31 protein-coding genes and 1 tRNA gene are annotated in these 24288 nt (G+C 62.2%); 18 read left to right on the top strand and 14 right to left on the bottom strand.

Annotated elements, in window-relative coordinates:
- Positions 1 to 51 precede the first annotated feature (51 nt).
- Positions 52 to 639 carry a hypothetical protein gene (locus FJW05_RS02485; RefSeq protein ID WP_140627497.1) on the top strand — a complete coding sequence of 196 codons (588 nt, stop codon included), beginning with the start codon at positions 52 to 54 and terminating at the stop codon, positions 637 to 639.
- Between the two features lie 75 nt (positions 640 to 714).
- Here FJW05_RS02485 and FJW05_RS02480 read toward each other — a convergent pair whose 3' ends face one another.
- Positions 715 to 918, bottom strand: a complete 204-nt coding sequence (locus tag FJW05_RS02480) for a DUF3126 family protein (protein WP_027166457.1) — start codon at positions 916 to 918, stop codon at positions 715 to 717.
- A gap of 150 nt (positions 919 to 1068) precedes the next feature.
- Positions 1069 to 1917, bottom strand: a complete 849-nt coding sequence (gene cysE / locus FJW05_RS02475) for a serine O-acetyltransferase (protein WP_140546669.1) — start codon at positions 1915 to 1917, stop codon at positions 1069 to 1071.
- A 121-nt stretch (positions 1918 to 2038) separates the two neighbouring features.
- Here cysE and FJW05_RS02470 point away from each other — a divergent pair, with 121 nt between their 5' ends.
- A complete protein-coding gene (locus tag FJW05_RS02470) occupies positions 2039 to 2638 on the top strand; it encodes a hypothetical protein (RefSeq protein WP_140627495.1) in 600 nt (199 codons plus the stop codon).
- Positions 2639 to 2643: 5 nt separating this feature from the next.
- Here FJW05_RS02470 and FJW05_RS02465 read toward each other — a convergent pair whose 3' ends face one another.
- The 4 genes from FJW05_RS02465 to FJW05_RS02450 all read right to left on the bottom strand — a co-directional run bounded on the left by FJW05_RS02465 (position 2644) and on the right by FJW05_RS02450 (position 5153).
- On the bottom strand, positions 2644 to 3144 hold the full coding sequence (locus FJW05_RS02465; RefSeq protein ID WP_140546667.1) for a GNAT family N-acetyltransferase: 501 nt from the start codon (positions 3142 to 3144) through the stop codon (positions 2644 to 2646).
- A gap of 24 nt (positions 3145 to 3168) precedes the next feature.
- On the bottom strand, positions 3169 to 3936 hold the full coding sequence (locus tag FJW05_RS02460; RefSeq protein ID WP_140627493.1) for an alpha/beta hydrolase: 768 nt from the start codon (positions 3934 to 3936) through the stop codon (positions 3169 to 3171).
- Between the two features lie 15 nt (positions 3937 to 3951).
- Entirely contained in the window at positions 3952 to 4446 is a 495-nt protein-coding gene (locus tag FJW05_RS02455; RefSeq protein ID WP_140546665.1) for a DUF192 domain-containing protein, read from the bottom strand.
- Positions 4447 to 4559: 113 nt separating this feature from the next.
- Entirely contained in the window at positions 4560 to 5153 is a 594-nt protein-coding gene (locus tag FJW05_RS02450; protein WP_095765583.1) for a cold-shock protein, read from the bottom strand.
- 260 nt (positions 5154 to 5413) lie between these two features.
- Between FJW05_RS02450 and gloA the strand changes: the two genes are divergently transcribed.
- Both gloA and FJW05_RS02440 read left to right on the top strand, forming a co-directional pair.
- Positions 5414 to 5854 (top strand): lactoylglutathione lyase, encoded by a 441-nt coding sequence (gene gloA / locus FJW05_RS02445; protein WP_140627491.1) that lies wholly within the window; start codon positions 5414 to 5416, stop codon positions 5852 to 5854.
- A gap of 224 nt (positions 5855 to 6078) precedes the next feature.
- On the top strand, positions 6079 to 6366 hold the full coding sequence (locus tag FJW05_RS02440) for a DUF2218 domain-containing protein (protein WP_140546663.1): 288 nt from the start codon (positions 6079 to 6081) through the stop codon (positions 6364 to 6366).
- Positions 6367 to 6400: 34 nt separating this feature from the next.
- Here the strand turns inward: FJW05_RS02440 and FJW05_RS02435 are convergent, their stop codons facing one another.
- Together FJW05_RS02435 and ilvA are read right to left on the bottom strand one after the other, a co-directional pair.
- The gene (locus tag FJW05_RS02435) at positions 6401 to 6952 is read right to left on the bottom strand and encodes a DUF1697 domain-containing protein (protein ID WP_140627489.1); all 552 of its coding nucleotides are present in this window, start codon (positions 6950 to 6952) and stop codon (positions 6401 to 6403) included.
- Positions 6949 to 8205, bottom strand: a complete 1257-nt coding sequence (ilvA, locus tag FJW05_RS02430; protein WP_140627487.1) for a threonine ammonia-lyase IlvA — start codon at positions 8203 to 8205, stop codon at positions 6949 to 6951. Before ilvA ends, FJW05_RS02435 begins: the two co-directional genes overlap by 4 nt.
- Before the next feature lie 233 nt (positions 8206 to 8438).
- On the opposite strand from ilvA, the gene FJW05_RS02425 reads away from it, so the two are divergent.
- Both FJW05_RS02425 and FJW05_RS02420 read left to right on the top strand, forming a co-directional pair.
- A complete protein-coding gene (locus FJW05_RS02425) occupies positions 8439 to 9515 on the top strand; it encodes an alpha/beta hydrolase (RefSeq protein ID WP_140627485.1) in 1077 nt (358 codons plus the stop codon).
- Between the two features lie 104 nt (positions 9516 to 9619).
- Positions 9620 to 10783: an alpha/beta hydrolase gene (locus tag FJW05_RS02420; protein WP_140627483.1), complete on the top strand. Its 1164-nt coding sequence runs from the start codon at positions 9620 to 9622 to the stop codon at positions 10781 to 10783.
- A 7-nt stretch (positions 10784 to 10790) separates the two neighbouring features.
- Here the strand turns inward: FJW05_RS02420 and ade are convergent, their stop codons facing one another.
- The gene (gene ade / locus FJW05_RS02415) at positions 10791 to 12608 is read right to left on the bottom strand and encodes an adenine deaminase (protein WP_140627481.1); all 1818 of its coding nucleotides are present in this window, start codon (positions 12606 to 12608) and stop codon (positions 10791 to 10793) included.
- A 161-nt stretch (positions 12609 to 12769) separates the two neighbouring features.
- Here ade and FJW05_RS02410 point away from each other — a divergent pair, with 161 nt between their 5' ends.
- The gene (locus FJW05_RS02410) at positions 12770 to 13435 is read left to right on the top strand and encodes an outer membrane protein (RefSeq protein ID WP_140627479.1); all 666 of its coding nucleotides are present in this window, start codon (positions 12770 to 12772) and stop codon (positions 13433 to 13435) included.
- 230 nt (positions 13436 to 13665) lie between these two features.
- On the opposite strand, the gene FJW05_RS02405 is transcribed toward FJW05_RS02410, so the two are convergent.
- Positions 13666 to 13917, bottom strand: coding sequence for a hypothetical protein (locus FJW05_RS02405; protein WP_246673181.1), 252 nt, complete (start codon positions 13915 to 13917; stop codon positions 13666 to 13668).
- 164 nt (positions 13918 to 14081) lie between these two features.
- Here FJW05_RS02405 and FJW05_RS02400 point away from each other — a divergent pair.
- The 4 genes from FJW05_RS02400 (at position 14082) to FJW05_RS02385 (ending at position 16804) form a co-directional block, all read left to right on the top strand.
- Positions 14082 to 14167, top strand: a tRNA-Leu gene (locus FJW05_RS02400).
- Positions 14168 to 14277: 110 nt separating this feature from the next.
- Positions 14278 to 14625: a hypothetical protein gene (locus tag FJW05_RS02395; RefSeq protein WP_140627477.1), complete on the top strand. Its 348-nt coding sequence runs from the start codon at positions 14278 to 14280 to the stop codon at positions 14623 to 14625.
- A gap of 136 nt (positions 14626 to 14761) precedes the next feature.
- On the top strand, positions 14762 to 15178 hold the full coding sequence (locus FJW05_RS02390) for a hypothetical protein (RefSeq protein ID WP_140627475.1): 417 nt from the start codon (positions 14762 to 14764) through the stop codon (positions 15176 to 15178).
- A gap of 657 nt (positions 15179 to 15835) precedes the next feature.
- Complete coding sequence (locus FJW05_RS02385) at positions 15836 to 16804, top strand: hypothetical protein (protein ID WP_140627474.1); 969 nt, start codon at positions 15836 to 15838, stop codon at positions 16802 to 16804.
- A gap of 187 nt (positions 16805 to 16991) precedes the next feature.
- Here the strand turns inward: FJW05_RS02385 and FJW05_RS27875 are convergent, their stop codons facing one another.
- Together FJW05_RS27875 and FJW05_RS02380 are read right to left on the bottom strand one after the other, a co-directional pair.
- A complete protein-coding gene (locus FJW05_RS27875) occupies positions 16992 to 17114 on the bottom strand; it encodes a hypothetical protein (protein ID WP_281405762.1) in 123 nt (40 codons plus the stop codon).
- Positions 17115 to 17693 (bottom strand): NUDIX domain-containing protein, encoded by a 579-nt coding sequence (locus FJW05_RS02380; protein ID WP_140627472.1) that lies wholly within the window; start codon positions 17691 to 17693, stop codon positions 17115 to 17117.
- 188 nt (positions 17694 to 17881) lie between these two features.
- Here FJW05_RS02380 and FJW05_RS02375 point away from each other — a divergent pair, with 188 nt between their 5' ends.
- The 3 genes from FJW05_RS02375 (at position 17882) to FJW05_RS02365 (ending at position 19688) form a co-directional block, all read left to right on the top strand.
- A complete protein-coding gene (locus FJW05_RS02375) occupies positions 17882 to 18985 on the top strand; it encodes an NADH:flavin oxidoreductase/NADH oxidase (RefSeq protein ID WP_140627470.1) in 1104 nt (367 codons plus the stop codon).
- A gap of 159 nt (positions 18986 to 19144) precedes the next feature.
- A complete protein-coding gene (locus tag FJW05_RS02370) occupies positions 19145 to 19423 on the top strand; it encodes a DUF982 domain-containing protein (protein ID WP_095765138.1) in 279 nt (92 codons plus the stop codon).
- Between the two features lie 25 nt (positions 19424 to 19448).
- On the top strand, positions 19449 to 19688 hold the full coding sequence (locus FJW05_RS02365; RefSeq protein WP_095765137.1) for a DUF2188 domain-containing protein: 240 nt from the start codon (positions 19449 to 19451) through the stop codon (positions 19686 to 19688).
- A gap of 70 nt (positions 19689 to 19758) precedes the next feature.
- Here FJW05_RS02365 and FJW05_RS02360 read toward each other — a convergent pair whose 3' ends face one another.
- Together FJW05_RS02360 and FJW05_RS02355 are read right to left on the bottom strand one after the other, a co-directional pair.
- Positions 19759 to 20031, bottom strand: a complete 273-nt coding sequence (locus FJW05_RS02360; RefSeq protein WP_140546237.1) for a hypothetical protein — start codon at positions 20029 to 20031, stop codon at positions 19759 to 19761.
- Between the two features lie 176 nt (positions 20032 to 20207).
- The gene (locus tag FJW05_RS02355) at positions 20208 to 21176 is read right to left on the bottom strand and encodes an alpha/beta fold hydrolase (RefSeq protein ID WP_140627468.1); all 969 of its coding nucleotides are present in this window, start codon (positions 21174 to 21176) and stop codon (positions 20208 to 20210) included.
- A gap of 130 nt (positions 21177 to 21306) precedes the next feature.
- Here FJW05_RS02355 and FJW05_RS02350 point away from each other — a divergent pair, with 130 nt between their 5' ends.
- The 4 genes from FJW05_RS02350 (at position 21307) to FJW05_RS02335 (ending at position 24284) form a co-directional block, all read left to right on the top strand.
- Positions 21307 to 22047 carry a competence/damage-inducible protein A gene (locus tag FJW05_RS02350; protein ID WP_140627465.1) on the top strand — a complete coding sequence of 247 codons (741 nt, stop codon included), beginning with the start codon at positions 21307 to 21309 and terminating at the stop codon, positions 22045 to 22047.
- Between the two features lie 80 nt (positions 22048 to 22127).
- On the top strand, positions 22128 to 22961 hold the full coding sequence (locus FJW05_RS02345) for a universal stress protein (protein WP_140546235.1): 834 nt from the start codon (positions 22128 to 22130) through the stop codon (positions 22959 to 22961).
- A gap of 134 nt (positions 22962 to 23095) precedes the next feature.
- Positions 23096 to 23596, top strand: a complete 501-nt coding sequence (gene gpt, locus FJW05_RS02340) for a xanthine phosphoribosyltransferase (protein ID WP_095765134.1) — start codon at positions 23096 to 23098, stop codon at positions 23594 to 23596.
- A gap of 199 nt (positions 23597 to 23795) precedes the next feature.
- Positions 23796 to 24284 (top strand): NUDIX hydrolase, encoded by a 489-nt coding sequence (locus tag FJW05_RS02335; RefSeq protein ID WP_140627463.1) that lies wholly within the window; start codon positions 23796 to 23798, stop codon positions 24282 to 24284.
- Positions 24285 to 24288: the final 4 nt, after the last annotated feature.

Genomic DNA, 24288 nt, shown 5'->3' with positions numbered 1-24288 from the left:
TTCCGTTACAGTCCTGCGTTGTGAAGGCGTCCTTTTCAACGGGGGAATGTCATGATCCGCAAAAGCTCCGCATCGCTGGCGGCAGTCGCGATGCTTGCCAGCGTCTGTGAAACCGCCGCAGGCAGCCGCGCGCTCGAATGCTACGAGCCGGTCCACAGGGCGGCGCTTTACGATACCGTCTACGAGGACGTGATGCTGAGCCCCGGCGGACAGGTGGTCGACTACGACGCGCCGATTTACGGCACCTACCAGGGCCTGGAGCAGATCGCGCCGTCGCGCGTCACCTATGAGAGGGTGCCTGCGGTGACGCGCACGGTCTACCACACGGTCAAGGTCGACGATGCCGGCTATGCCTGGGAGTGGCGCGTCATCCATGGCCGCAAGGTGCTGTGCAAAGTATGGCGCAAGGCTCGCTATGCCCGTGTCGCCGAAACGGTCGTGGTCCAGCCGGAGCGCGTCCGGCGCGTGGTTCAGCCGGCGGAATTTGAAGCGGTTGCCCATGAAGTGCTGGTGCGGCCGCAACAGGTCCGCATCCGGGAAATCCCGCCGTCTTACGGGACGGTAGCGCGTAGAGTGGCGGTGCGGGAAGGTTCGACCAGTTGGCGGCGCGTGCACATTCCGCGGCACTGCCAGGATTAGGCGGTACTTCGCCTGAGGATTGCAGCCGGCCGGGCGACGGTGTCGCCCGGCCGGCCGGAGCTGTCGCCGGCTTAGTTAGGCGAGGTCGATGTCGAGGATCGCCATCGAGAAATTGTAGTCGCCGTCGTCCTCGTCCTTGAAGACGATGCCGAGGAATTCGTCGCCGACATAGACTTCGGCCGAGTCTTCCTTGCGCGGACGCGCCTTCACCTGCAGCTTGGGATTTTGGAAGACGCGCTTGAAATAGGCGTCCAGCTTTCTGATTTCGTCAGGCTTCAAAAGACTTCTCCGAAATGTCGGCTTAATTCATGGGAACGCGCTTCTGACACGCCGACGATGGCGATGTAAAGGCAAGCTGACAGGATAACACGTGACAACCGGCACCTGAAAACCGTGGCCGGATTCCGGTCACCAGGCGGGCTGATAGTCTCAGATGTCGAAGCTGACCACGTGGTCCATGCTCTGCGACGGCAGGAGCTGGTCCATCTGCCGCGAAGGCTGGTCGCAGCCGGTTTCCCCCACGACCCGCGCCGGCACGCCGGCGACCGTCTTGTTGTGCGGCACGGGCGACAGCACCACCGAACCGGCGGCAATCTTCGAGCAATGACCGACCTCGATATTGCCGAGAATCTTGGCGCCGGCGCCGATCAGCACGCCACGGCGGATCTTCGGATGACGGTCGCCATTGGCCTTGCCGGTGCCGCCCAGCGTCACGCCGTGCAAGATCGACACGTCATCCTCGATGACCGCCGTCTCGCCGACGACCAGCCCGGTGGCGTGATCGATAAAGATACCCTTGCCGATGCGAGCGGCCGGGTTAATATCGGTCTGGAACACCGATGACGACCTGCTCTGCAGGTAGAGCGCGAAGTCCCGGCGGCCATGGTTCCACAGCCAGTGCGCCAGACGATGCGTCTGGATGGCGTGAAAACCCTTGAAATAGAGCACCGGCATGATGAAACGGTCGCAGGCCGGGTCTCGGTCGTAATAGGCCTGGATGTCGACCCGCACCGTCGTGCTCCAGTCGGGATCGTCGTCCAGCATGGCTTTGAAGGTCTGGCGGATGAGATCGGAGCCGATATCCTGGTGGTCGAGGCGCTCGGCAAGCCGGTGGATCACCGCTTCTTCCAGGCTCTCCTGGTTGAGGATCGTCGAATAGAGGAACGCAGCTAGCAATGGATCGCGGTTCACCGCCTCCATCGCTTCGTCGCGGATCGACCGCCAGATCGGATCGACCGGCTGCACCCTGCTGGGGCGGGCAATCGTAACGCTGTTCATCGACGCTCTCCGGCCTTGCTCATTCTCCGGCGGCACATATAGGCCAGATCATAGCACGGTTGAACTCAATTTTCCTTAGTGCTTTGTCAAATGGACCTGGTTCACGCAAATTCAAGCGACGATGGAAAACGAACCCTTGATCGACGACGCGCTGAAAAGCGAGCTTGCGGCGCTCTACCGGGCTGCCGATCGCCACTACCATGGCTTGGCCCACATCGAGGCTATGCTGGCGCTGGCGGCCGAATACCGACGGCTTCTGCATGACCCCGAGGCTGTCGAAGCGGCGATCTGGTTTCATGACGCGATCTATGACAGCCGCGCCAAGGACAATGAGGCAAAAAGCGCAGACCTGGCCGAGAAAAAGCTCGCTGGGCGCGTCGATCCGCCTCGCCTCGCCCGCATAGCGGCGATGATCAACGCCACCGCCACCCATCAATTGCCGCCTTTACGCGACGAGAATGCGCTCAACGATGCGGCGCTTTTGCTCGACATGGATCTGGCGATCCTCGGCGCCGAACCCGCGGTCTTCGATGCTTATGAGAAGGCGGTCCGGCTGGAATATGGCTGGGTGGAGGAGCCGATGTGGCGCGCCGGCCGCGCGGCGGTCCTGAAGAGTTTCCTCGCCCGTCCGCATATTTTCTACACATCCGGATTCCGGCAGCGTTTCGAGACCCGGGCAAGGACGAACCTCCAGCGCTCGCTCGCAGCGTTGGAGGGCTGAAAAGCCTAATCCGGAAAAGTCTCCATCCGTTGCGCATAAGGCTTGAATCCCGCGCCTCCATAGACCGACTGGGCGGCCGGATGGTCATAAGTGTCGGTGTGGAGCCAAAGCCTTCGCGGCCGATGCGACCACGCCGCGCGTAACGCCTGGTCGAGCAGGAACGGCCCCAGCCGCTTTCCTTGAAAAGCCGGGACCAGTCCGAAGTGAACGAGCTCGACAGCCTCTTCGCCGACATTGTTGAACTCGCAGAAGCCGGCGGCCTCGCCGGCGACACGCAGCACATGGATGTGCGTGGCGTCATCGGCGAGCAGCTTTTCGAGGTCCGCCTCTGACATGCGCAGTCGCTGGTCCCATTGCACCGGTCCGCCGACGGCACGATAGAGATCGAGATAGCCCGAAAGATCGGGCCTTTCGCGCGCCACGACCGCGACGGGCGACGGTGACGCAAGCGGCACGCCCTGAGGCGGCGCCAGCATCTCCATATAGGTGACCAGCAGATCGACCATTGTCAGCCCAGCAGCGCCGCGCGCTTAGAGCGGGTTCTCGGCGTAGAACTCGAGCACGCGTTGCTTGAAGCTCTTGTCGCCGACGGCGAGCATGTGGTCGCGGCCCTCGATATGAAAGGCACTGGCATTCGGCATCAGCGCCGCAAGCTCGTCCGGCGAACCGCCGATGTCGTCCTTCGTGCCGACGGCAATCAGCGTCGGCTGGGCGATGCGGGCCATGTCATCCTCGCTCAGCAACTCGCGCGACTTTGCGATGCAAGCCGCAAGCGCACGACGGTCGCTGCGCGTCTGATCTGCGAAAGCGCGAAAGGAGCGGCCGCGCGGATGCGTGGTGGCGGCGGGATCCTCCGTCAGCAGGGCTGCAGCGATCGGGTCCCAGTCGCCGACCCCGTCGACCATGCCGATGCCGAGGCCGCCGAACACCAGCGTCGCCACCTTTTGCGGATCGGAGAGCGCCAGGAAAGCCGAGACGCGCGCGCCCATTGAATAACCCATGACATGCGCGCGCTCGATGCCGAGATTATCAAGTAGCGCGGCCGCATCGGACGCCATCTTGGCCGGCGTGTAATCGGCCTCGTCATAGCTCTTCGACGACGAGCCATGGCCGCGATGGTCGAAGGCAATCGCCCGGTAGCCGGCGTCGTTCAGCGTCTTGAACCAGCCCGGCGAGACCCAGTTGACGTAGTGGCTGGAGGCAAAGCCGTGGATCATCAGCACCGGGTTGCCCTGCCCCGAGGCCGGTTGGCGATCGAGATAGGCAAGTTCGAAACCGTCATGGGAAAAGAACTGCATCGGCGGAACTGCTTCTCAGTTGGAACTGGAGGCGATAGCCGGGTGGCGCAACAGATCGCCTTCCTTGATGCCGTCCCTGGCGGCTGTGCCGGCCTTGAGTTCAAGCACGAAGCGCACGGGCTGTCCCGGCGAGATGATCGCTTCGGATTCGGGCTCGCCGCGCTTGATGGCTTTGATCCTGCCATCCTCACCGATGAAGATGAGGTCGAGCGCCATCGGCGTGTTCTTCATCCAGAAGTCCACCTCGTCCGTTCTTTCAAAGACGAACAACATGCCGTGATCGTCTGCCATGGTCCGGCGAAACATCAATCCCGCCTCCCGTTCGGCGGAGGTATCGGCGATCTCGATCGAGAAGGAACGCTCGCCGGAGCCGGTCGACACCACAAGCGGCGTCCGGTCGATCGGCAGCAGCATCGCATCCGCCGAACTTGGCTTCGCAGCGATGAAACAGGCGGCGAAAACGATCGCGGCGCAGAATATGCCCGCAGTCAGCCAATTGCGATGAACCATGCGTACCTCTTCCAGACGCTCGTCCTAAACCATGATTCGGACAAGTGGAACCGGTTTTCGGACAAGATGGTCGCGCCGCGGCAAAGGGACTTTTCGACTGCGTCGAGAAGCCCTCAGTGCGAGACCGACAAGGTACCCATATCGGGGTGGATTTCGGCGGCCATAAGGCCTTTGTCGCCGCGTCCGAAGCGAACTAGCACGACTTGGCCGGGCCGGAGCTCGGTTATGCCGTAGCGCCGCAGCGTCTCCATGTGGACGAAGATGTCTTCCGTCCCCTCGCCCCGCGTCAGGAAGCCGAAACCCTTGGTGCGGTTGAACCACTTGACCAAGGCTCGCTCGAGGCCGCTCTCCGGATTGACCGTGACGTGGGTGCGCTGTTCCTGCTCTGCAGGGTGGACGGCCGTCGAGGCGTCCATGGAAAGGACGCGGAAAGCCTGCAAGCCGCGCTCGCCCTGTTTCACCAGGCAGACGACCCGGGCGCCCTCGAGCGCCGTCTGGAAACCGTCCCTTCGAAGACATGTCACATGGAGGAGAATATCACCCGAGACGCCGTCGTCCGGAAGAATGAAGCCGTAGCCCTTAGCCACGTCGAACCATTTGATAGCGCCGGCGATTTCGACAAGCTCGGCGGAGTCGCCGCCATTGTCCCGCTGCAAGGCGTCGTCAAGGCTTCCGTCCCGCCTCGTGAAAGAGGCTTTTTCCCCCATAAGAATGCCCCCCTTTTTCAACTGAACCGCAACTGATTCTTGCCAAGAGATTAACACTGCGGCTTCCGGGGTGTGCAAGGGCTGACGTGCCTTTTTTCACCGTTCAGCACCGGAAAGGCTGAAATGTCCTTTGCCGGCGCTTCCGGAAGCCGGAATCGCAAGGCCTGAAATCGACCGCGCCGCCGCTATTGTCGGACGATTGCCCTTTCACCGGACGGCTCCTATGGTGCCCGCAACCCCAACACTTTGAGGAAGCCGCCATGCGCTATCTGCACACAATGGTCCGCGTCGCCGATATCGACCAGTCGCTCGATTTCTACTGCAACAAGCTCGGCCTCAAGGAGGTGCGCCGCTACGAGAGCGAGCAGGGCCGCTACACGCTCATCTTCCTCGCCGCGCCGGAAGACGAGCAGAGCGGCATCCATGAAAAGGCGCCGCTGGTCGAATTGACCTACAATTGGGATCCGGAGGACTATAAGGGCGGCCGCAATTTCGGCCACCTCGCCTATGAGGTCGACGACATCTACGCAACCTGCCAGAAGCTGATGGACAATGGCGTGACCATCAATCGTCCGCCGCGCGACGGCAACATGGCTTTTGTCCGCTCGCCGGACGGCATCTCGATCGAGCTGCTGCAGAAAGGCCCGGCCAAGGCGAAGGCCGAACCATGGGTCTCGATGCCGAACACAGGGGCCTGGTAAATCCGGCGATACCACGCCGATTTGGCCGGCCGCAGCCAGAGCAATTCCAGCAAAAGTGTGGGCGGTTTTCCGTTCGGAATTGCGTCAAAACGAAGAGATAGAGCGGTTAGCCGTTTCGGCGAAACGGTGAAATGCTCTGGCGTTTCGCCCGGCGCTGCCTATCTATCCGCAATTGGCGCCAGCCTCGTCCAGGCTGGCGTTTCTTCATCCGCCAGGAGAATCTCATGCTGACCAGCCGCGCCGATGTCGCCACCGAACATGCCAGCCGCTACCTGCAGCAGCTCTGCAAGCACTGGTCGCATAAATTCCCGGTCGAGTTCGACCCGCGGCATGGTGCTATCCAACTCTCGATCGGCCGCACCGTGATGGACGCCGACGATCAGGCGCTGCACATCGCTGTGGCCGCCGACGATGAAGCGTCGCTGGAGCGGCTGGAGAGCGTGGTCGCCGACCATATCAAGCGCTTCGCCTTTCGCGAGGAATTGAGCTTCGATTGGCAAAAGGCCGCCTGAGCCGGAGCAATTCCGGGAAAAGTGCCTCGAACAGTCAGCCGCCGGCCTTGCCGGCCATGTCGAGCAGCGCCAACACGCTGCGCCAGTTGCGCGCCGTGCCCGGCACCTTCAAGGTACGCGGGATGAGATTGGCGAAGACCGATTTGCCGAGACCGTTCGGCGCATGCAGGTAAAGCACGTCGCCCTTGACCTCGAAGCGCTCGGGGCCGGTGCACTTGTCGGCGAGCCGCTTGGTCTCCTCGGCGGTCGGCTCTCGTTCCAGCGCATAAGCGTGCAGCTTGGTCGGCTCGCCGGCGACCTCGGGATAGGGGTTGTCCTTCACCAGCCGCTCGAACCAGCCGGCATCGCGCACCATGATGCGCGAATGAAAACCCCACTTGTTCTCGAAGGCAGCCTCGATCTCCCTGGTCAGCGCCGCCGCGTCCCCCTTCTTCGCCCGGAACACGACATTGCCGCTCTGCACATAGGTCGCGACATCGCTGAAGCCGAGACTTTCGAAGAAGGCTTTGAGCTCCGCCATTTTGACGATGCGGTTGCCGCCGACATTGATGCCGGAAAATAGCGCAACGAAAACCGTGCCCTTCATATGATGAATCCCGCCAGCGTCTCGTTGTCGGTGATGTCCTGATATTGCACGCCTTCGGCGTCGAAATTGGCTTTCAGCAGGTCGAAATTGCGCCGGTCCTTGGTCTCGATGCCGATCAGCACCGAGCCGAAGTTGCGCGCCGACTTTTTCAGATACTCGAACCGGGCGATGTCGTCGTCGGGACCGAGCAACTCGAGGAAATCGCGCAGCGCGCCCGGCCGTTGCGGGAAGCGGATGATGAAATACTTCTTCAGTCCCTCGAAGCGCAGCGCCCGCTCCTTCACGTCCGGCAGCCGCTCGAAGTCGAAATTGCCGCCGGAGACGACGGCGACGATGGTCTTGCCCCTGATCTCCTTGCGCGAAAAATCCTTGAGCGCGTCGATCGCCAGCGCGCCGGCCGGCTCCAGCACGACGCCCTCGACATTGAGCATCTCGATCATGGTGGCGCAGAGCCGGTTCTCCGGAACCAGCCGCACGGAATCGGCGGTGAAGTCCTTGAGATGGCGCAACGGCTCGCGTCCGATCTCGGCCACCGCGGCACCGTCGACAAAATTATCGACCTTGGCGAGCCTGACCCGCTTGCCGCCGGCAAGGCTCTCGCGCAGGCTCGGCGCGCCCGCCGGCTCGCAGAACACGAAACGCGGGTCGCGATGCTGGTCGGCGAAATAGTGGGTCACACCGGCGGCAAGACCGCCGCCGCCCACCGGCAGCATGACGATGTCGGGCACGCGCCCGCCCGGCATCTGGGCCGCAATCTCGTAGGCAACCGTCGCCTGGCCCTCGATAATGTCCTTGTGGTCGAAGGGCGGCACCATATGCGCGCCGGCGGTCTCGGTGAATTCGAAGGCGGCGCGGTAGCAATCGTCGAAGAAGTCGCCGACCAGCCTGATCTCGACGAAATCGCCGCCGAACAGCCGCGTCTTGTCGATCTTCTGCTGCGGCGTCGTCACCGGCATGAACACGACGCCCTTCTTGCCGAAATGGCGGCAGACGAAGGCAAAGCCCTGGGCGTGATTGCCTGCCGAGGCGCAGACGAACAGCTCGGCATTGTTGCCGGCGGCGAGCGCCTTGCGGAAGAAGTTGAACGCGCCCCTGATCTTGTAGGAGCGCACCGGCGTCAGGTCCTCACGCTTCAAAAGGATGCGCGCGCCTGTCTTCTTGGACAGGTAATCGTTCTCCTGCAGCGGCGTTTCCGGAAAGATTTCGCGGATCGCCTCGGCGGCAGCGGCGACGCGAGAAGAGAAGCTGTTCAATAGAAGTCCCTCATTTGGTCTCGGCGGTACGCCAGGACAGCCATATCCCGTGCCGGCAACCTTCCTGCCGCCGTTTTGGCTTTCGCGCAACAGTGCAATGGCCGTCGCCCGACGCTGAGCCAATTTCCACTGGACACGACTTACTTTAGCCGCACTTCGGCTGTCCGGGAGATTTCCGCGGAGGTGGGACGGCCAATCGTGGCCGGAGTGGAATTGCCAGTGAAAGTGTCGACGTGCGGTTGAAGACAATTCTGATCATTGCCTTTGCCCTGCTGATAGCAGGCTGCGCGGGCCACCAGACGCAGGAAATCCTGGGCAGCGTCGTCGTGCCGACGACGGCGACCGAGATCGCCGGCAACCACTCGATCTTCATCGCCACGACCCGCAAGCGGTCCGACGACCCGAACAAGGTTTTTGACGGCGAACGCTCGGCGACGCTCAACTATGCGCGTGTCAACGTTACCGTTCCCCCCATTCACCAGACCGGCCAGATCGAGCGCCGTTCGCGCGGCAAGTCGAACGACCCTACGAAATATTTCATGGCCTCCGAAGTCGTCGGCTACGACACGCAGCCGAAATTCGCCAGCGCCCTCAACGCCGACATCGACGCCCGCGGCGGCCGCGTCATGGTTTTCGTCCACGGCTACAACACCGGCTTCGACGACGCCGTCTACCGGCTGACCCAGATCGTCCATGATTCCGGCTATCCGGGCACGCCGGTGCTGTTTTCCTGGGCCTCCGGCGCCAAGACCACCGACTATGTCTATGACAAGGAAAGCGCCGCCGCCGCCCGCGACCAGCTGGAGGTAACGTTGCGGATGCTGGCGCAGACCGGCGCCCGGCGCATCGACATTGTCGCCCATTCGATGGGAACCTGGGTGACCATGGAAACGCTGCGCCAGCTTGCCATCACCGGCGACCGCGATCTCGGCGGCAAGCTCGGCGACGTGGTGCTCGCCTCGCCCGACATCGATGTCGATGTCTTCAAGAGCCAGATGCGACGCTACGGCAAGCCGGACAAGCCCTTCATCCTGCTCCTGTCGGACGACGACCGGGCGCTGCGGCTCTCCGGCCTGATCGCCGGCGCGCGGCCGCGCGTCGGCGACTATCGTGATGCCGCAGATCTCGCCTCCTATGGCGTCACGGTGGTCGACCTCTCCAAGATCAAGGGCGTCGACAGTTTCAACCACACCAAATTCGCCGACAATCCGATGATGGTGCAGATGATCGGACAGCGGCTGCGTGAGGACGATGGCTTTGCCAGCGATCGTGATGTGACGGACCGCATCCGTCAGCTGGCTGCGCAGTAACCGTATCGGTGCGGGTTCCGCGCCGCAGGGACTTTGAACTGGACCCGGCCGCTCTCTGGCTTTATCGCAGTAGCAAGAGACGTTGCCGCCTTGGGGGACCCCGGGTGACTGTGCATGTGAAGATCGTTGTCGGCCTTGCCTTCACGCTCGCCCTCGCCGGCTGCGCCGGTCCCACGCATGATCTTCTCAACCGCAAAACGGTTACAGCGCCTGCCTCCGACATTGCCGCCACGCATGAGGTCTTCGTCGCCACCACCCGCCAGCAGGCGACCAAGGATCCGCGCCAGGTCTTCGACGGCGACCGTTCGCTGACCACCAGCTATGCCCGCGTCGACGTCACCGTGCCGAAGATCCACCAGGTCGGCGCGATCGAACGCGCCAAGGGTTCGGCAGACTCCAATCCGGCCAAGCAGTTCACCGCCACCGATGTCGCCCACTATGGCGACGCGCGGCAATTCGCCAATGCGGTCGGCGCCGACATTTCCATGCGCGGCGACCGTGCCCTGGTGTTCGTGCACGGCTTCAACAACGGTTTCGACGACGGTGTCTACCGCATCACCCAGATAGCGCATGACACCAAATATCCCGGAACGCCGGTGCTGTTCTCATGGGCATCGAGTGCCAAGGCGACCGGCTACATCTACGACAAGGACAGTTCGACCGCCGCGCGCGACGATCTCGAGGCGACGCTGCGGATGCTTGCCAAGACACGCGTCAAGAGCATCGACATCATCGCCCATTCGATGGGCACCTGGCTGACGATGGAGGCGCTGCGCCAGCTCGCCATCACTGGCGACCGCGATCTCGGCGGCAAGCTCGGTTACGTCATCCTCGCCTCGCCCGACATCGACGTCGATGTCTTCAAGAAGCAGATGATCCGCTACGGCAAGCCGGACAAACCATTCGCCATCCTGCTTTCCGGCGACGACCGGGCGCTGAAGCTGTCGAGCTTCATTTCCGGCGACAAGCCGCGCGTCGGCGACTACGGCAACGCGGCCGACCTCGCTGATTACGGCGTGACGGTGGTCGACCTGACCCACGCCAAGGGTGGCGACGGCGGCCTGAACCATGCCAAATTCGCAGACAATCCGATCCTGGTGCAATTGCTGGGCAACCGGCTGCGCACACCGGCCGGCCTTGCTTCGGACGAGCCCGACCCGACGCAGCTCAACAATATCGGCCAGGGTCTCGGCAAGGCGGTCGGCTCGGTCGCCGAGGTCGTCATCACCACGCCGTTCAGGGTGTTGACCATCGCTACCGGCGGATAGCTGACGCTCAGATAAAAAGATCGACCTTCTGGAACGTCGTCACGTCGACCAGGCCGACGTCCGAGATCCTGAGTTCCGGAATGACCACCAGCGCCAGCAGCGAGTGCTGCATATAGGCGTTGTTGAGCGAGCAGCCGACCTTGCGCATCGCCTCGGTCAGTTGATCGGCCTTGGCCGCGACGATCTCGGCGCGTTCGTCGGACATCAGGCCGGCGATCGGCATCTCGACCAGCGCCAGTTCCTTGCCCTCGGAATAAAGCACGACGCCGCCGCCCACCTCGCTCAGCCGGTTGACGGCCAAAGCCATATCCTCCTTGTTGGTGCCGACGACGATGATGTGGTGCGCGTCATGCGCCACGCTGGACGCCATTGCGCAGTCTTTTACATAGCCGAAGCCGGAGACGAAGGCGTTGGTGACGCCGCCCGTGCCGCGATGCCGCTCGACCAGGGCGATCTGGCAGATGTCGTTGCGGCGATCCATGGCGACCAGCCCGTCCTCGACCGGCAGGTCGGCTTCCAAAGCCCGCGTCGGCGCCTGGTTCTCGATCACGCCGATCACCCGCGCCCGCACCTCGTTGGCGCCCTGCGGCGCGGAAATGTCAAAATCCTTCGCCGCGAGCTTCTTGCCGAGCTTGACCGTGTTCTTCGCGGATTGCGGATAGTCGTAGGCCGCAATGTCGATCTCCAGCTTGCCGCCCTTCGCCAGCCGGACGCCGCGGGCATAGACCTCGTCGATGGTCATCCGGGCAAGGTCCGAAACGATCAGCAGATCGGCGAGCCGTCCGGGCGCGATGGAGCCGATCTCGCGCTCCAGCCTGAAATGCTGCGCGGTGTTGAGCGTCGCCATCTGGATCGCCGTCACCGGCTTCAGCCCCTGGCTAATGGCATGCCGCACCACCCGGTCCATATGGCCTTCATGCACAAGCGTGCCGGAATGGCTGTCATCGGTGCACAGGATGAAGTTGCGCGGGTCGATGCCACCTTCGGTCACCGCCTTGATCTGCGAAGCGACGTCGTACCAGGCCGAGCCCAGCCTCAGCATTGCCTTCATGCCCTGGCGCACGCGCGCGACCGCATCCTCGGCGCGCGTGCCTTCATGGTCGTCCTCCGCCCCGCCGGCGACATAGCCGTGGAACGGCAGGCCGAGATCGGGCGACGCATAATGCCCGCCGACCGTCTTGCCGGCCTTGACCGTCTCGGCGATCTCGCCCGACATCACCGGATCGTTGGCAACAACGCCGGGGAAATTCATCACCTCGCCAAGCCCGATGATGTTTTCCCAGGTCATGGCCTCGGCCACGTCGGCGACCGTCAATTCGGCGCCGGCATGCTCCAGCCCCGGCGCCGAGGGCACGCAGGACGGCATCTGCACATGCACGTTGATCGGCATCGCGACCGCCTCGTCATGCATCAGGCGCACACCCGGCAGTCCAAGCACATTGGCGATCTCGTGCGGATCGATGAACATAGAGGTCGTGCCGTGCGGGATGACGGCGCGGCAGAACTCCGTCACCGTCACCATGCCGCTCTCGACATGCATATGCGCGTCGCAAAGGCCGGGGACCAAATAGCGCCCGCCGGCATCGACCACCTTCGTCCCCTGCCCGATGGCATGGCCGGCGTTCGGCCCGCAATAGGCGAAGCGGCCGGCTGCGATCGCGATATCGGTGCCGGGGATGATCTCGCCCGAATGGACGTTCACCCAGCGACCGTTGCGGATGACCAGATCGGCCGGCTTCCGGCCCACCGCGACGTCGACCAGATGTGTCGCCACTTCCGTCCACGGCTTTGGCTTTGCGGTGCTGGTCGGCTTGGCGTTCGTCATGAGCTTTGAGTCCTCTGCGTAGGTCACTTTGGCAAATCTCGGCGTCCGGAGCCAGAGCGTCAGGTCGTAAACCACTGTTGCAGAGATGCAATTCCGTTTCGCGGCGAATGGGGCTAGTCTGTTTCGAGGAGTCGTTCGAAACCGCCATTTCGGAGCGATCGATGCGTCGACTGACGCTTGCCAGTGCCGGCTTTCTTGTCCTGCTGTCCGGATCCGCCCGGGCGGCGGATCTGGGTGCCGATCTGCCGATGACCGCGGCCGGCTTCGACTGGACCGGCTATTACGCCGGCCTGCAGGCCGGCTATGGCTGGGGCCGCTCCGACATCAGCGGCGACGGTGGCGGTCCGTTTTCGGTCAAGCCCGACATCGACGGCGGTTTCGTCGGCGGCCATGTCGCGGGGCTCTGGCAATTCGACCAGGCTGTGATCGGCGCCGAGGCCTATCTGAACTACGCCTCGATCGACGGCACCGCCGAGGCCGGCCCGGCAAACACATTCGGCACCGACATCAAATGGTTCGGATCGATCGATGCCAAGGCCGGCTACGCCATGGATCGCGTGCTGATCTACGGCATCGGCGGCGTCGCTTTCGCCGGCATTGAGACCTCACAGGCGGCAGGCACGGCCTTTGCCCAAACCCGCACCAACACCGGCTGGACGCTCGGCGCCGGCGTCGACTATGCCTTGACCAACAATGTCGTCGTCGGCGCGCAATACCGCTACTACGATTTCGGCAAGGAGCATTTCGATGCGCCGGACACCTTCGCCGACCGCGACCAGGACGTGAAGCTGCAGACGCTGGGCGTGAATTTCAGCTATAAATTCTAGGGTTTGCGGCACCGCGACGACGCGCAACACCCCTCTGGCATGCCTTGAAAATTCAGGTGGCCGGCGCCCGCAGGGGGCGGGGGAATGGGTAGGGGCCTGATGGACGCCGGCCTCGGCGGATCGATCCGCCGCGGCGCAAACATTAGCGCTCCCAGGGCAGGCCGTAATAGCGTGATCGCGCCACTTTCCCACCGCCCTGCCCCGCCTAGCGGACATGCTTGGCTGAACAGTCAGGACCGGTCCGAAGCCCTCTTGCCTTCAGGCATGGCCTCGAGGCACTCCTCCAGCCGCCGCAGCCGGGCCTTTTGCCAGCGCAACGTGTGAGCGACCTCGTGCAGGTTCCATTTAGCCTTCGAATTGGCGGCCTCGATCAGCCCTCGTTCGAGCCGACCGATCTCGCGGCGCAGCTGCCGCGCCTCCTCCTCCCGCAGTCCCCTGATCCAGCCTGGCCCACGCATGGTTCCACCATCAAAGCCGGCCATAGACTCGCACACAAACGCTAATGGGATCAGTTCGGAGAAACTGGCATTTAAATATCACTAATATTAAATCTGCGCCTGAGAACGGGCAGGACGGCGGCACAAAGTCCAGCCGATCCGAAACATGGCTTGACGGCTCATATCAGGCATCTGAAAAGGGCACGCCTGCGGACGTGGCGGAATTGGTAGACGCAAGGGACTTAAAATCCCTCGATCTCTGATCATACGGGTTCGATTCCCGTCGTCCGCACCACTTTGAATTGCTAGCTTATTCGCCTCATACCGCAGCGGCAGGCTACCTTGACAAAGCCTGCCGTGGGTAGCCGCAAGGGTAACCGGAATGGTGGAATAGGAGATATTTGCATGCAAACTGCCAAAGCTAAGGGCCATCGAGGATCGTGGTTCGCCACCGTCGACGGCGAAGATCTCCCGTGCGTCCACAAGTATTGGGTCAAGGGCCTCCTCCACCACGACCGCTTTCAGCGGCATGGATATGCCAACTCTTTGCAGATTTTGGAATTGGTCCAAGCAGTTCGAAACGGACAGCGCGTGATCCTGACCGATGACAAGCCGCTATTTGATGCTGCTGGCAACCTGATTGGCTTCGAACGTAAGGGCTACATCGCGGTCTATGCGGTAGATGATGTCACATACAGCCCGGAGGAGGGTCTGAAGTTCCAATTGGTAGAGAGAATACGGAATCTCGAATGACTTACTCCTAGCGACACACACGCACCCGTATCCGGTGCCAATTGCAGGGCCAACTCTTTCCTGTAACTATCTCGTGTCGCAAAGAGGGGAGGCGATGATGCGGTGGGGACGAGGGTTTTTCAGGCTATGGCTGCTCGTGGCCGTGATCTGGGTCAGTGCGGCAGTCTTCGAAAATGTCACCGGCCGGCCAAACTTTCCGGAGGTTTACGTAGAAGTGGTCGGGCACGATGAACAACTGGAAGGCGTGATGCCTGGATCGGAACAGGGCAAATCCCTTGATAGAATCGCCCGCAAATCTACGCTTATGCAGCGGATTCCGATGAGCGATAAGTATCCGAACGCCAGCTACTACGAATGGGTCTACTTTGACGAATCCGCGCGCGCTAGGAGGATGCAAAAGGCCGCTTCCTTTCTTGAAGTAGAGCGAGATCGCATCGTCTCAGAATATCGAAGAGGCTTCCTATATCGTGGCATGTTGCCCCCGCTGCTACTTCTAGCGCTAGGCGCCGCAATTGGATGGGCGCTGGCAGGTTTTCACCGTGCTGCTCAATGAAAGAAGCTCGGCCACCTAAGAATGCTCCCCTTTCCTGGTAACTATTCTTGTGCAAGCCCGCTTTTCAGCCCCGGCTAAAGGATGATACGTTCTCGCCAGTTGATCCGGAGGGATCGGGATGTTGTCCGGAACAGCGTTGGGCTTTGCCGCGTGTCTTGTGCCGACTTTGGCATTAGCGAACGACGAGGAATTGCAGCGAGCTGGGTTACTTGAAAATCGGCTACGGGATCGAGAGCGTGGAAGTACGCGCTGAGGGCGTCGGCACCAAAGTTCCCATTGGCGTAGATTCCGTCATTACCAACTTCAGCGATGTCATGTGGAACACTGCGCAGCGCGCAAGTCTGATGAGCCCGGCGCCTCTTGGCAGTCGAACAGCATTCGGCCTTCGGAGGCGTTACTGGAAAGCGCCTCTGCTATCTGGACAAGCCAATGTCGGACGATGTCTACGTGCAGGCTTACCACTTCGGGGGATTGAACGCCGTCAACGCCATTATTAAGCGGCTCCCGACGGATGAAGATCGGGTTCGAGTTATGGAGGACATTTTGAAGACACAGGACTGTGGGAAATCAAGTAGCACCACACCGCCGGGGATGGACAAAGACACCGGGAAAGCGGTTTTGTAAGTCATATTTGAGCGCCGATTAGAGACACCAAGATTGAACCATTGGCTACGAAGCACGCTGCCCCTCCTCGACAACGCCACAGACCGAATAAAATTCTGGTTCGCTTTCCCATTCGTTCGGGCTGCATTCTATCTGCGCGAGCGTAAGCGCAATCGACTGCGTTATCCGAGGCGGTGGTTAAGTCCGCAACAGATCGTCAGTCTTGATCTCGGTTTGATCGACGATGACGATCAACCGAAGATGGATCGCGGCCTGCTGGACCTTTTGGTTGCTAGAAGAGACCAGATAAAGGCCAACAGCAGCAGGGTTTCTGTCGTCAACCTTTCCCTATCGGTTTTCCTCCTGGCTACGTATTTCAAGGTTGGCGCAGATGTGAGCGTGCTCGGAATATCAATCAAGGATTCCCCCGGAGTGCCTGAATTCCTCCTTGCAACAAACGCCACGATGGCCTTGTACATATCGTCGCTACAAGGCAACGTGTCCATACTTGAAGGTGCAATTAGCCACTTAATTGAAAAGGTGTTCCCAGTTGGGATGTCCAACGTTATGCGGGCCGCTCTCTTAACCGAGGCTACAATTAGGAAATATTTTCCACTGAATATGCCTCATCTCTTATTTACCGATTTCCATAGGCGCCTCGGGAATTTTCTCGCCTACTTTATGATTGTCGTTGCCTTTGGCGTGGCGATCATAATTATCGGATTTAACGCAGCCTTGATCTTCAGCATATGGCAACAGTCGTGGATCGGTGTTTACAGCAAGCTTATCGTAATTTATGTCGCCATCTGCGGTATTTTCTCTTTTCTATTCATGTTTTTGACGAGGCTTCCGACAACCTTTACCGACTATTCGCTCTTGCATCAGATGCAAATTGCAGAGCAGTTGAATCCAAAGCATGCCGTGGAAATTAGAAGGGAGGCTTATCGATCCTCCATCGAAGATCAAAGTGATTTGGAGCGAAGGGGGTTCATTAAGCAGCGCTCACCCGACCTACGGAAATGAACCTCGTCCCGCTCTACATGCGCCGCGATCGGCCTTGCGCTGCTCGCCAGCGCGGTCTGCAAGGGCCGCGTGGCCGGCGCTAACGAAACCAGTGGAAAAGGCATAGAAATCTATATCAATGCTGAGACGCTAATTTAGTCCCGGCTTTAGCTGACTCTCTCCTACCGAGTCGGTTAGGCTCGGCGGTTCAACCCAGCGCAAACCCCAAGGCGACTGTCGGGCCGCTCCACGGGCAAGACGTCTCCGGCGTCACCGCGTAGTTTGTGAACTGCAGGTTCCGATCGTCGCGGCCGGCAGTGATGCCGGTCACTCAACCCCTCATCGGATTGAGCTTCAGATGCTGGATCAGGATGATCGTCTTGGCGTCGACGATGCGGCCGTCGGCGATGCCGGCCAGCGCCTCGTCCAAGGGCATTTCCAGAACCTCGATGTCCTCGCCCTCCTCCGGCGCGCCGCCGCCGTCGGAAATGCGGTCGGCCGGCGAATAGCGCGCGGTGAAGAACCAGAGCCGTTCCGTCACGCTGCCCGGGCTCATGAACGGCGAAAACAGCCGCTCGACATCCTTCAGGTGATAACCCAGTTCCTCTTCCGCTTCCTTGCGAATGGCGGTTTCGGGATCGTTCTCGTCGAGCAAGCCGGCGCAAGCCTCGATCAGCGGCTCGTGGTGGCCTACGGCGTAAGCCGGGAAGCGGAATTGACGCACCAAGAGGACGGTCGAGCGCTGCGGATCGAAGGGCAGGATCACCGCGCCGTCGCCGCGGTCGTAGGTCTGGCGGGTCTGCGTCTCCCATCGCCCATCGCGGCGGCGATAGTCGAGCACCGTCTTCTTCAGCACCGCCCAGTCGTCCGAAAGGACCTCCTGCGAACGGATGCGAATGCGATCTTCCATGACGACCTCCGTATTGGTCGCAAAGGCGTAGCGATGAAAGGTGTCGCAGGCAATCCAGGAAACCGACTGGCCTGGACTCCGACTGGCCTCGAAACCGATTGGTCCAGCGAGGAGTCTCACCGGCTCGTGTCTGGCGCGCCGCGCCGCGACTGCCTAGATAGCGGTATCTCTCCAGGAGCCCGTTTCACATGACGTCGTCGCTTTTCCAGCCGATCACCCTCGGCGGCCTCATCTTCCCCAACCGCATCGCGGTTGCCCCCATGTGCCAGTATTCGGCCGAGGACGGCTCGGCCAGCGACTGGCATCTCCATCACTGGATGAACCTGGCAATGTCGGGCGCCGGCATGGTGACCGTCGAGATGACCGATGTCGAGCGGCGCGGGCGCATCTCGCATGGCTGCCTCGGCCTCTATTCGGACGACAACGAGGCAGCCGCCAAGCGCACGCTCGACGCCGCCAGGCGCGTCGCCGCGCCCGGCACGAAGTTCGGTGTCCAGCTTGCCCATGCCGGCCGCAAGGCCTCCAACCGCAAACCCTGGGAAGGCGGCGGTCCGCTGCAGCCGGGCGAAGATCCTTGGCAGACGGTTTCGGCCTCGGCCATCGCTTACGACACCGGCTGGAACGTGCCGCATGCGTTGGAGGAGGACGAAATCCTGGAGCTCATTGCACGTTTTGCGCAGGCGGCCGTGCGCGCCGAACGCGCCGGCTTCGACTTTGCCGAACTGCACGCCGCGCATGGCTATCTGATCTTCCAGTTCCTCTCGCCTCTCTCCAACCAGCGTACCGACCGTTGGGGCGGGTCGCTGGAAAACCGCATGCGCTTCGCTCTCGAAATCGCCAGGGCGGTGAGAAAGGCCGCCCCGTCCATGATGCTGGGCGCGCGCCTTTCGGTGAAGGAATGGGTCGAAGGCGGTTTCGACGTCGAGGACGCAATCGAGGTGGCCAAGGCGCTGAAGGCCGAGGGCATCGCCTATATCTGCTGCTCCAGCGGCGGCAATTCGCCCCTGCAGCAGGTGCCGCCCGGCCCCGGCTACCAGGTGCATCTGGCCGAAGCCGTGCGCAACGGCGCCGGCATTCCGACGCGCGCCGTGGGGCTGATCGACGATCCGAGCCAGGCCGAGGCTATCGTCGCCGACGGCCGTGCCGACATGGTGGCTTTGGCGCGCGCATTCCTCGCCGACCCACGCTGGGGCTGGCGCGCGGCCGCCGCCTTCGGCGAGGAAATCCATCCGGCGCCGCAGCTGGCACGTTCGGTGACGACGATGCGGCATTGGATGAAGGCCGCCGGCTAGGGCAATTCCAAGAAAAGTGTGACACGGTCAGGCTCGGCGGCTTCGCCGTGGCCCGCAATTGCGTCAAAACGAAACCGGAAATCGGCACAGTCCTGAGACGTTTGGGCGCAGGATCATCGCCACAACTGCAACCAATTTGGCCGCTTTACGTTGGCGGCCATGATGGACAACAAACCCTTTGAAAAGCCGGTGGTGGTCGAGCTCGGTCATGTCGGCAAATACCGCCAGATAAGCAGCACCCGCGAGGCTGCCGAGTGCCTGATGACCGTTTGGCCGCTCAATCGCGGCGATCGCCATCGTTATGCTCTCGACACTTGCCTCAAAGCGCTGGAAGGTTATCGTTCGACAGCGGACGCGCGTCGCGCCCTTGTCGAGGCGGCCAGGGAATCGGAAGTTCTGGTTCCCGAAGACAGGCTGCCCGACGGAAAGCTGCACTGAGCATGCTTCTTAACCGGAGGATTCCATGGCGAAGCTGACTTACAAGATCGTCGAGCATGATGGCGGCTGGGCCTACAAGGTCGGCTCGACATTTTCCGAGACTTTCCGCACGCACCAGGAAGCGCTGCGCGCCGCCGAGATCGCCTCGTCCGAGCAGCAGGTTGCCGGCACCACCGACGGCATCCAATATGAGGACGCCGAAGGCACGTGGCACGACGAACTCGCCGACGGCCGCGACCGCCCGCAAACCGAAGTCTCCGACTAAGCGAGTTGCAACCGCCCCGCGACCGGCGAAGCCGGAAGGCCTCACACCGGCCGACGGTGGCTATGCGGCGCTACTTACCGCAGTAATGATCGTTGACGTTCTGTTGCGAGTTGGCATCCGGACCGGGTGTGTTGTGGGCGCACGGCCCCATGCCACCGGTATGGCCATAGGTGGTCAGCCCGGAGCCGCCATTGATGCTGCCTGTGGTATAGGGATCTACCTGCTGGCTCGTGTCGGGACGATGGTCGCGGTGCCACCACCACCAGTCATCGGACGACTGCGCCATGGCTGCGCCACCCATGGCCAGCACCAGCGCCGAAGCTGCAATGAGTCTTGTAATCATTGGATTCTCCATTCTCTTGATCGCCAGAAAATCGGGCACCAAGGCCCTGGCGACACCATCGAAACCCTGGGTTGGGTGCGAAGGTTCCGCTGGAAATTCCGGGTGGGACAGAATGTCCGACACATTTGCGTGACGCCGCGTGAAGAGCCGCGAGCCCCCGCCAAGGTCAATTGCGGTCAATGCGCGAAAGCGCGCGCGGCGATACGCTGGACGAAGGCGACGACCCGTTCAGGATCCGAAAATTGCGGCATGTGGCCCAGGCCTTCGATCCGCTCAAAGTCGAGGCCCTCGATCTTGTCCAGCATCGGTTCGCCGTGCACGGCCTCGGCGATCACTCGGTCGCCGGTGCCGAACAGAATGCCTGCCGGCATCGCTATTTCGCGGTAAGACCGTTCGATTTCGCCAAGATCCCGTTCCACGGCCACGACATCGGTGGACGTGGCGAAATAGTGGGACGGACGCAGCCCAAGCCATCCGCCGCCGCCGATCATGTAGTCGGCCGGAACCGCTTGCGGCGCGAAAATGAACCGCAGCGTCGGCTGCGCGTAACGGAGGCTGAGCGGTATCGCCACCGTGTGGGCCAGGACGCGGCGCAGCAGCCGTGACGGAACATAGAGCAGGTCAAATCCCTGACGCCCCCTCGCTTCCTGATGCGTCAGCGGCGAGAGCAGCGCAACGCCGGAAATCGCTGTCGGATGCCCGATCGCCAGCGCAAGCGCGATGGCCCCGCCGAGCGAATGGCCGACGACCAAAGGCCGTTCCAGGCGCAATTCGTCGATGAAGCGCCGCACGATGTCAGCCTGCTCGGGCAGCCGGCCGGTGGCCCCGCTTGCCCGAACTGAATAGCCCGAGCCCGGCCGGTCGAGGGCGATCAGCCGGTAGCCAGGACCGAAGCGGCCGAACAGCGTCTGGCGGAAGTGGTGGAGTTGAGCGCCCAGCCCGTGCACAAAGACGATCGGCCTGCCGTCGCCCTCTTCCACATAGTGGATGCGGTTGCCGTCGATCTCGACGAATTTGCCGCAAGCCGGCACCAGTCTTTCGGCCTTTGCCGCGATCCGCCAGGTCGCAACCGTCACGGCGAGCACGGCAAGCGCCGCCGCGACAAGCAAGCCGGCGAGCAACCACAGGACAAACGACATCAGCATGTTTTCACCCCAAGCCGACCGACCGCACCATATCCGCAACGGCCACCGCTACAAGCACGGATCCGGCTTTCGCATTGCGGCCGGCCGCGGGCCGCGTTATCTCAGGCGACCTTTGCTGCCGGAGCCCGCCATGCCTGAAATCGTCACCGCCGCCATGCTCGTCATCGGCGACGAAATCCTCTCCGGCCGCACCAAGGACAAGAACATCGGCCACCTCGCCGATATCATGACGGCGATCGGCATCGACCTGAAGGAAGTGCGCATCGTCCCCGACGAGGAGGACGAGATCGTTGCGGCGGTGAATGCCGTGCGTGCCCGCTATACCTACGTCTTTACCACCGGCGGCATCGGCCCGACGCATGACGACATCACCGCCGACTCCATCGCCAAGGCCTTCGGCGTGCCTTGCGAATACGACGCCAAGGCCTATGCGCTGCTCGAAGCAAGCTATGCCGCGCGCGGCATCGAGTTCACCGACGCGCGCAAGCGCATGGCTCGCATGCCGCGCGGCGCCGACCATATCGACAATCCCGTCTCGGTCGCGCCGGGCTTCCGCGTCGGCAATGTCCATGTCATGGCCGGCGTGCCGTCGATCTTCCAGGCCATGCTCGACAATGTGGTGCCGACGCTGAAGGCCGGCACCAAAATGCTGTCGGCCACGGTGCACTGCCCCTTCGGCGAGGGCCTGATCGGCGGGCCGCTGGCCGAGATCCAGAAGGCGCATCCAGGCACCATCATCGGCTCCTATCCCAAATATGGCGACGGCAAGTTCTGGACCGAGCTCGTTGTCCGCGCCCGCAGCGAGGAAGCGCTCGAGGCCGCGCGCAAGGACGTCGAGGCGATGGTGGCGGGCTTGGCCAAGGCAGGCTGATCCGCGGCTGGAACCAGTCAATGCGCTGAGGCGTTCCCTTGCCGCGCGGATGCGCGGGGCAAACAATCGAGGGACCACACATGCGCTTCAAGACGATCGTGGCCATTTTGCAGAACGAACAGGACGCCGAGCGCGTTCTCGATTGCGCCCTTCCGCTTGCCGAAAGATTCGAGAGCCATCTCGTCGGCATCCATGCCGAGGCGCTTCCCGTGCCCTACACATCGGCCACGGGCTTTCCCGATACCGAATTCCTGCAGGTCTCGGCCGAGATGAACAAGGAGCGCGCCGACAAGTTACATGCCTATTTCCTGAAGCGGATCGAGGAATCCGGCCTGTCCTTCGAATGGCGAAGCCTGGAGAGCTTTTCCGGCGACAGCGCGCTGACCGGCATATCGAGCGTGCGCGCCGCCGATCTGATCATCGCCGCTCAGCGTGACACGGGCGGCGATCCGAGCGCCGATGTCGACACGCTGGTCTATGATGCCGGCCGGCCGGTGCTGGTCGTGCCGCATGACGGCCCGCTGGTGACAACCTTCAGGCGTGTGTTGCTGGCCTGGAACGGCAGCAAGGAAGCGGCCCGCGCGGCCTTCGACGCCCTGCCCTTCATTGCCGAGGCCGACAAGACCGACATTCTCGTCATCGATCCGCCCGAGAGCCTGGACGAATCCCCCGAGGCGGCCGGAGCCGAGATCGCTGCCGCCCTGTCGCGCCACGGCGCCAATGTCAGCGTCTCGGTGCAGAAGTCGGATGGCTCGGCAATCGACGACATCATCCAGTCGAGGATGGCCGAATCCGGCACCGACCTGCTCGTGCTCGGCGCCTACAGCCACTCCTGGCTGCGCCAGCTCCTGTTCGGCGGCGTTACCCGCACGGTACTGCGCAGCACGAATGTAGCCGCTTTCCTGTCTCGGTGACGCCGGAGCAATTTCGGGAATCATCCGGGGGCGTCCATCCGCTGTCCCTTGCCAAGAGCAAGGCTTTCCAGCTAATTCCGCCTGCATTCGATTGTTTCTGCGCGCTGATGCGCGCGCTTGCGGAGTGCGCGAACATGTCCCTTCCCGAAAAAGCCTTTCCCGTCTCCTGGGACCAGTTCCACCGCGACGCCCGCGCGCTTTCCTGGCGGCTGTCCGGTGCCAACAAGGGACAATGGAAGGCGATCGTCTGCATCACGCGCGGCGGCCTGGTGCCCGCCGCCATCATCGCGCGCGAGCTCGGCATCCGCGTCATCGAGACGGTGTGCGTCGCCTCCTATCATGACTACACCAGCCAGGGTCAATTGCAGGTCCTGAAGGAGATTTCGCCTCCGCTGCTCGCCGATGACGGGGCCGGCGTGCTGATCATCGACGACCTGACCGATACCGGCAAGACGGCCGGCATAGTGCGCGCGATGATGCCGAAGGCGCATTTCGCGACGGTCTATGCCAAGCCGAAGGGCCGTCCGCTGGTCGACACGTTCGTCACTGAAGTCAGTCAGGACACCTGGATCTACTTCCCGTGGGACATGGGCTTCACTTACCAGAAGCCGATCGCGGACGATCACGCCGGCTGAACGGCCATCTTATTCTCCAGAGAATCTGCCTTAAACCTGGGTCGTGTAGTCGTGCCAACGAGCACGACTACTTTGCAGGATTGACTTTTTCTGGTGGAGTTTTCCGGCAGAGTGAAGTTTTTTACTTTTAAAGCCCACAATTCGCCGTAAGATTCGTAAGGTGGCAAAACGATTCTGGAGGCTGGGGCAGCTTCTTACCATGTTGACGAGGCCGACGACGCACAACCAGATGGCCGAAAGAGTCCGGCGGCTCTTCGGCGTTGCGCCTTGTCGCCTTCAGGTTGCCGCCTTGCCTTGGCGCGAGAGCGAGAACGGCGTCGAGATCATGCTGATCACCAGCCGCGACACCGGTCGTTGGGTGCTGCCCAAGGGTTGGCCCGAAGCCAGGGAACCGCTTTGCGAAGCCGCCGCTCGCGAAGCAGGCGAGGAAGCCGGACTGCGCGGCTCCATATCGCACGTTGAAGCCGGCCGCTATTTCTACGCCAAGGTCCTTGCTTCCGGCGAGGAAGTGCCTTGCGAGGTACTGGTCTTTCCGCTGCATGTCGACCGCGTCGCGGATCGCTGGAAAGAGAAGCGCGCGCGAACGCGCAAATGGGTTGGCCCGAACGAAGCCGTCCAGATGGTCAACGAACCCGACCTTTGCCAGATCATTGCCGGCTTCTGCGCCGCGCCGCGCAAGTTCGCCTGACCCG

Origin of the sequence: Mesorhizobium sp. B2-9-1, assembly GCF_006439455.1 — a bacterium.
GTDB lineage: Bacteria > Pseudomonadota > Alphaproteobacteria > Rhizobiales > Rhizobiaceae > Mesorhizobium.
The sequence above is the reverse complement of the archived record's forward strand: the minus strand, read 5'-3'. Positions and strand labels throughout refer to the sequence as shown.

Bases quoted from the DNA above. Each gene is read 5' to 3' on its own strand.
- FJW05_RS02485 (WP_140627497.1), top strand. From the start codon at position 52: ATGATCCGCAAAAGCTCCGCATCGCTGGCGGCAGTCGCGATGCTTGCC.
- cysE (WP_140546669.1), bottom strand. From the start codon at position 1,917: ATGAACAGCGTTACGATTGCCCGCCCCAGCAGGGTGCAGCCGGTCGAT.
- FJW05_RS02470 (WP_140627495.1), top strand. From the start codon at position 2,039: ATGGAAAACGAACCCTTGATCGACGACGCGCTGAAAAGCGAGCTTGCG.
- FJW05_RS02465 (WP_140546667.1), bottom strand. From the start codon at position 3,144: ATGGTCGATCTGCTGGTCACCTATATGGAGATGCTGGCGCCGCCTCAG.
- FJW05_RS02460 (WP_140627493.1), bottom strand. From the start codon at position 3,936: ATGCAGTTCTTTTCCCATGACGGTTTCGAACTTGCCTATCTCGATCGC.
- FJW05_RS02455 (WP_140546665.1), bottom strand. From the start codon at position 4,446: ATGGTTCATCGCAATTGGCTGACTGCGGGCATATTCTGCGCCGCGATC.
- FJW05_RS02450 (WP_095765583.1), bottom strand. From the start codon at position 5,153: ATGGGGGAAAAAGCCTCTTTCACGAGGCGGGACGGAAGCCTTGACGAC.
- gloA (WP_140627491.1), top strand. From the start codon at position 5,414: ATGCGCTATCTGCACACAATGGTCCGCGTCGCCGATATCGACCAGTCG.
- FJW05_RS02440 (WP_140546663.1), top strand. From the start codon at position 6,079: ATGCTGACCAGCCGCGCCGATGTCGCCACCGAACATGCCAGCCGCTAC.
- FJW05_RS02435 (WP_140627489.1), bottom strand. From the start codon at position 6,952: ATGAAGGGCACGGTTTTCGTTGCGCTATTTTCCGGCATCAATGTCGGC.
- ade (WP_140627481.1), bottom strand. From the start codon at position 12,608: ATGACGAACGCCAAGCCGACCAGCACCGCAAAGCCAAAGCCGTGGACG.
- FJW05_RS02410 (WP_140627479.1), top strand. From the start codon at position 12,770: ATGCGTCGACTGACGCTTGCCAGTGCCGGCTTTCTTGTCCTGCTGTCC.
- FJW05_RS02405 (WP_246673181.1), bottom strand. From the start codon at position 13,917: ATGGCCGGCTTTGATGGTGGAACCATGCGTGGGCCAGGCTGGATCAGG.
- FJW05_RS02395 (WP_140627477.1), top strand. From the start codon at position 14,278: ATGCAAACTGCCAAAGCTAAGGGCCATCGAGGATCGTGGTTCGCCACC.
- FJW05_RS02380 (WP_140627472.1), bottom strand. From the start codon at position 17,693: ATGGAAGATCGCATTCGCATCCGTTCGCAGGAGGTCCTTTCGGACGAC.
- FJW05_RS02375 (WP_140627470.1), top strand. From the start codon at position 17,882: ATGACGTCGTCGCTTTTCCAGCCGATCACCCTCGGCGGCCTCATCTTC.
- FJW05_RS02370 (WP_095765138.1), top strand. From the start codon at position 19,145: ATGATGGACAACAAACCCTTTGAAAAGCCGGTGGTGGTCGAGCTCGGT.
- FJW05_RS02365 (WP_095765137.1), top strand. From the start codon at position 19,449: ATGGCGAAGCTGACTTACAAGATCGTCGAGCATGATGGCGGCTGGGCC.
- FJW05_RS02360 (WP_140546237.1), bottom strand. From the start codon at position 20,031: ATGATTACAAGACTCATTGCAGCTTCGGCGCTGGTGCTGGCCATGGGT.
- FJW05_RS02355 (WP_140627468.1), bottom strand. From the start codon at position 21,176: ATGCTGATGTCGTTTGTCCTGTGGTTGCTCGCCGGCTTGCTTGTCGCG.
- FJW05_RS02350 (WP_140627465.1), top strand. From the start codon at position 21,307: ATGCCTGAAATCGTCACCGCCGCCATGCTCGTCATCGGCGACGAAATC.
- FJW05_RS02345 (WP_140546235.1), top strand. From the start codon at position 22,128: ATGCGCTTCAAGACGATCGTGGCCATTTTGCAGAACGAACAGGACGCC.
- gpt (WP_095765134.1), top strand. From the start codon at position 23,096: ATGTCCCTTCCCGAAAAAGCCTTTCCCGTCTCCTGGGACCAGTTCCAC.
- FJW05_RS02335 (WP_140627463.1), top strand. From the start codon at position 23,796: ATGTTGACGAGGCCGACGACGCACAACCAGATGGCCGAAAGAGTCCGG.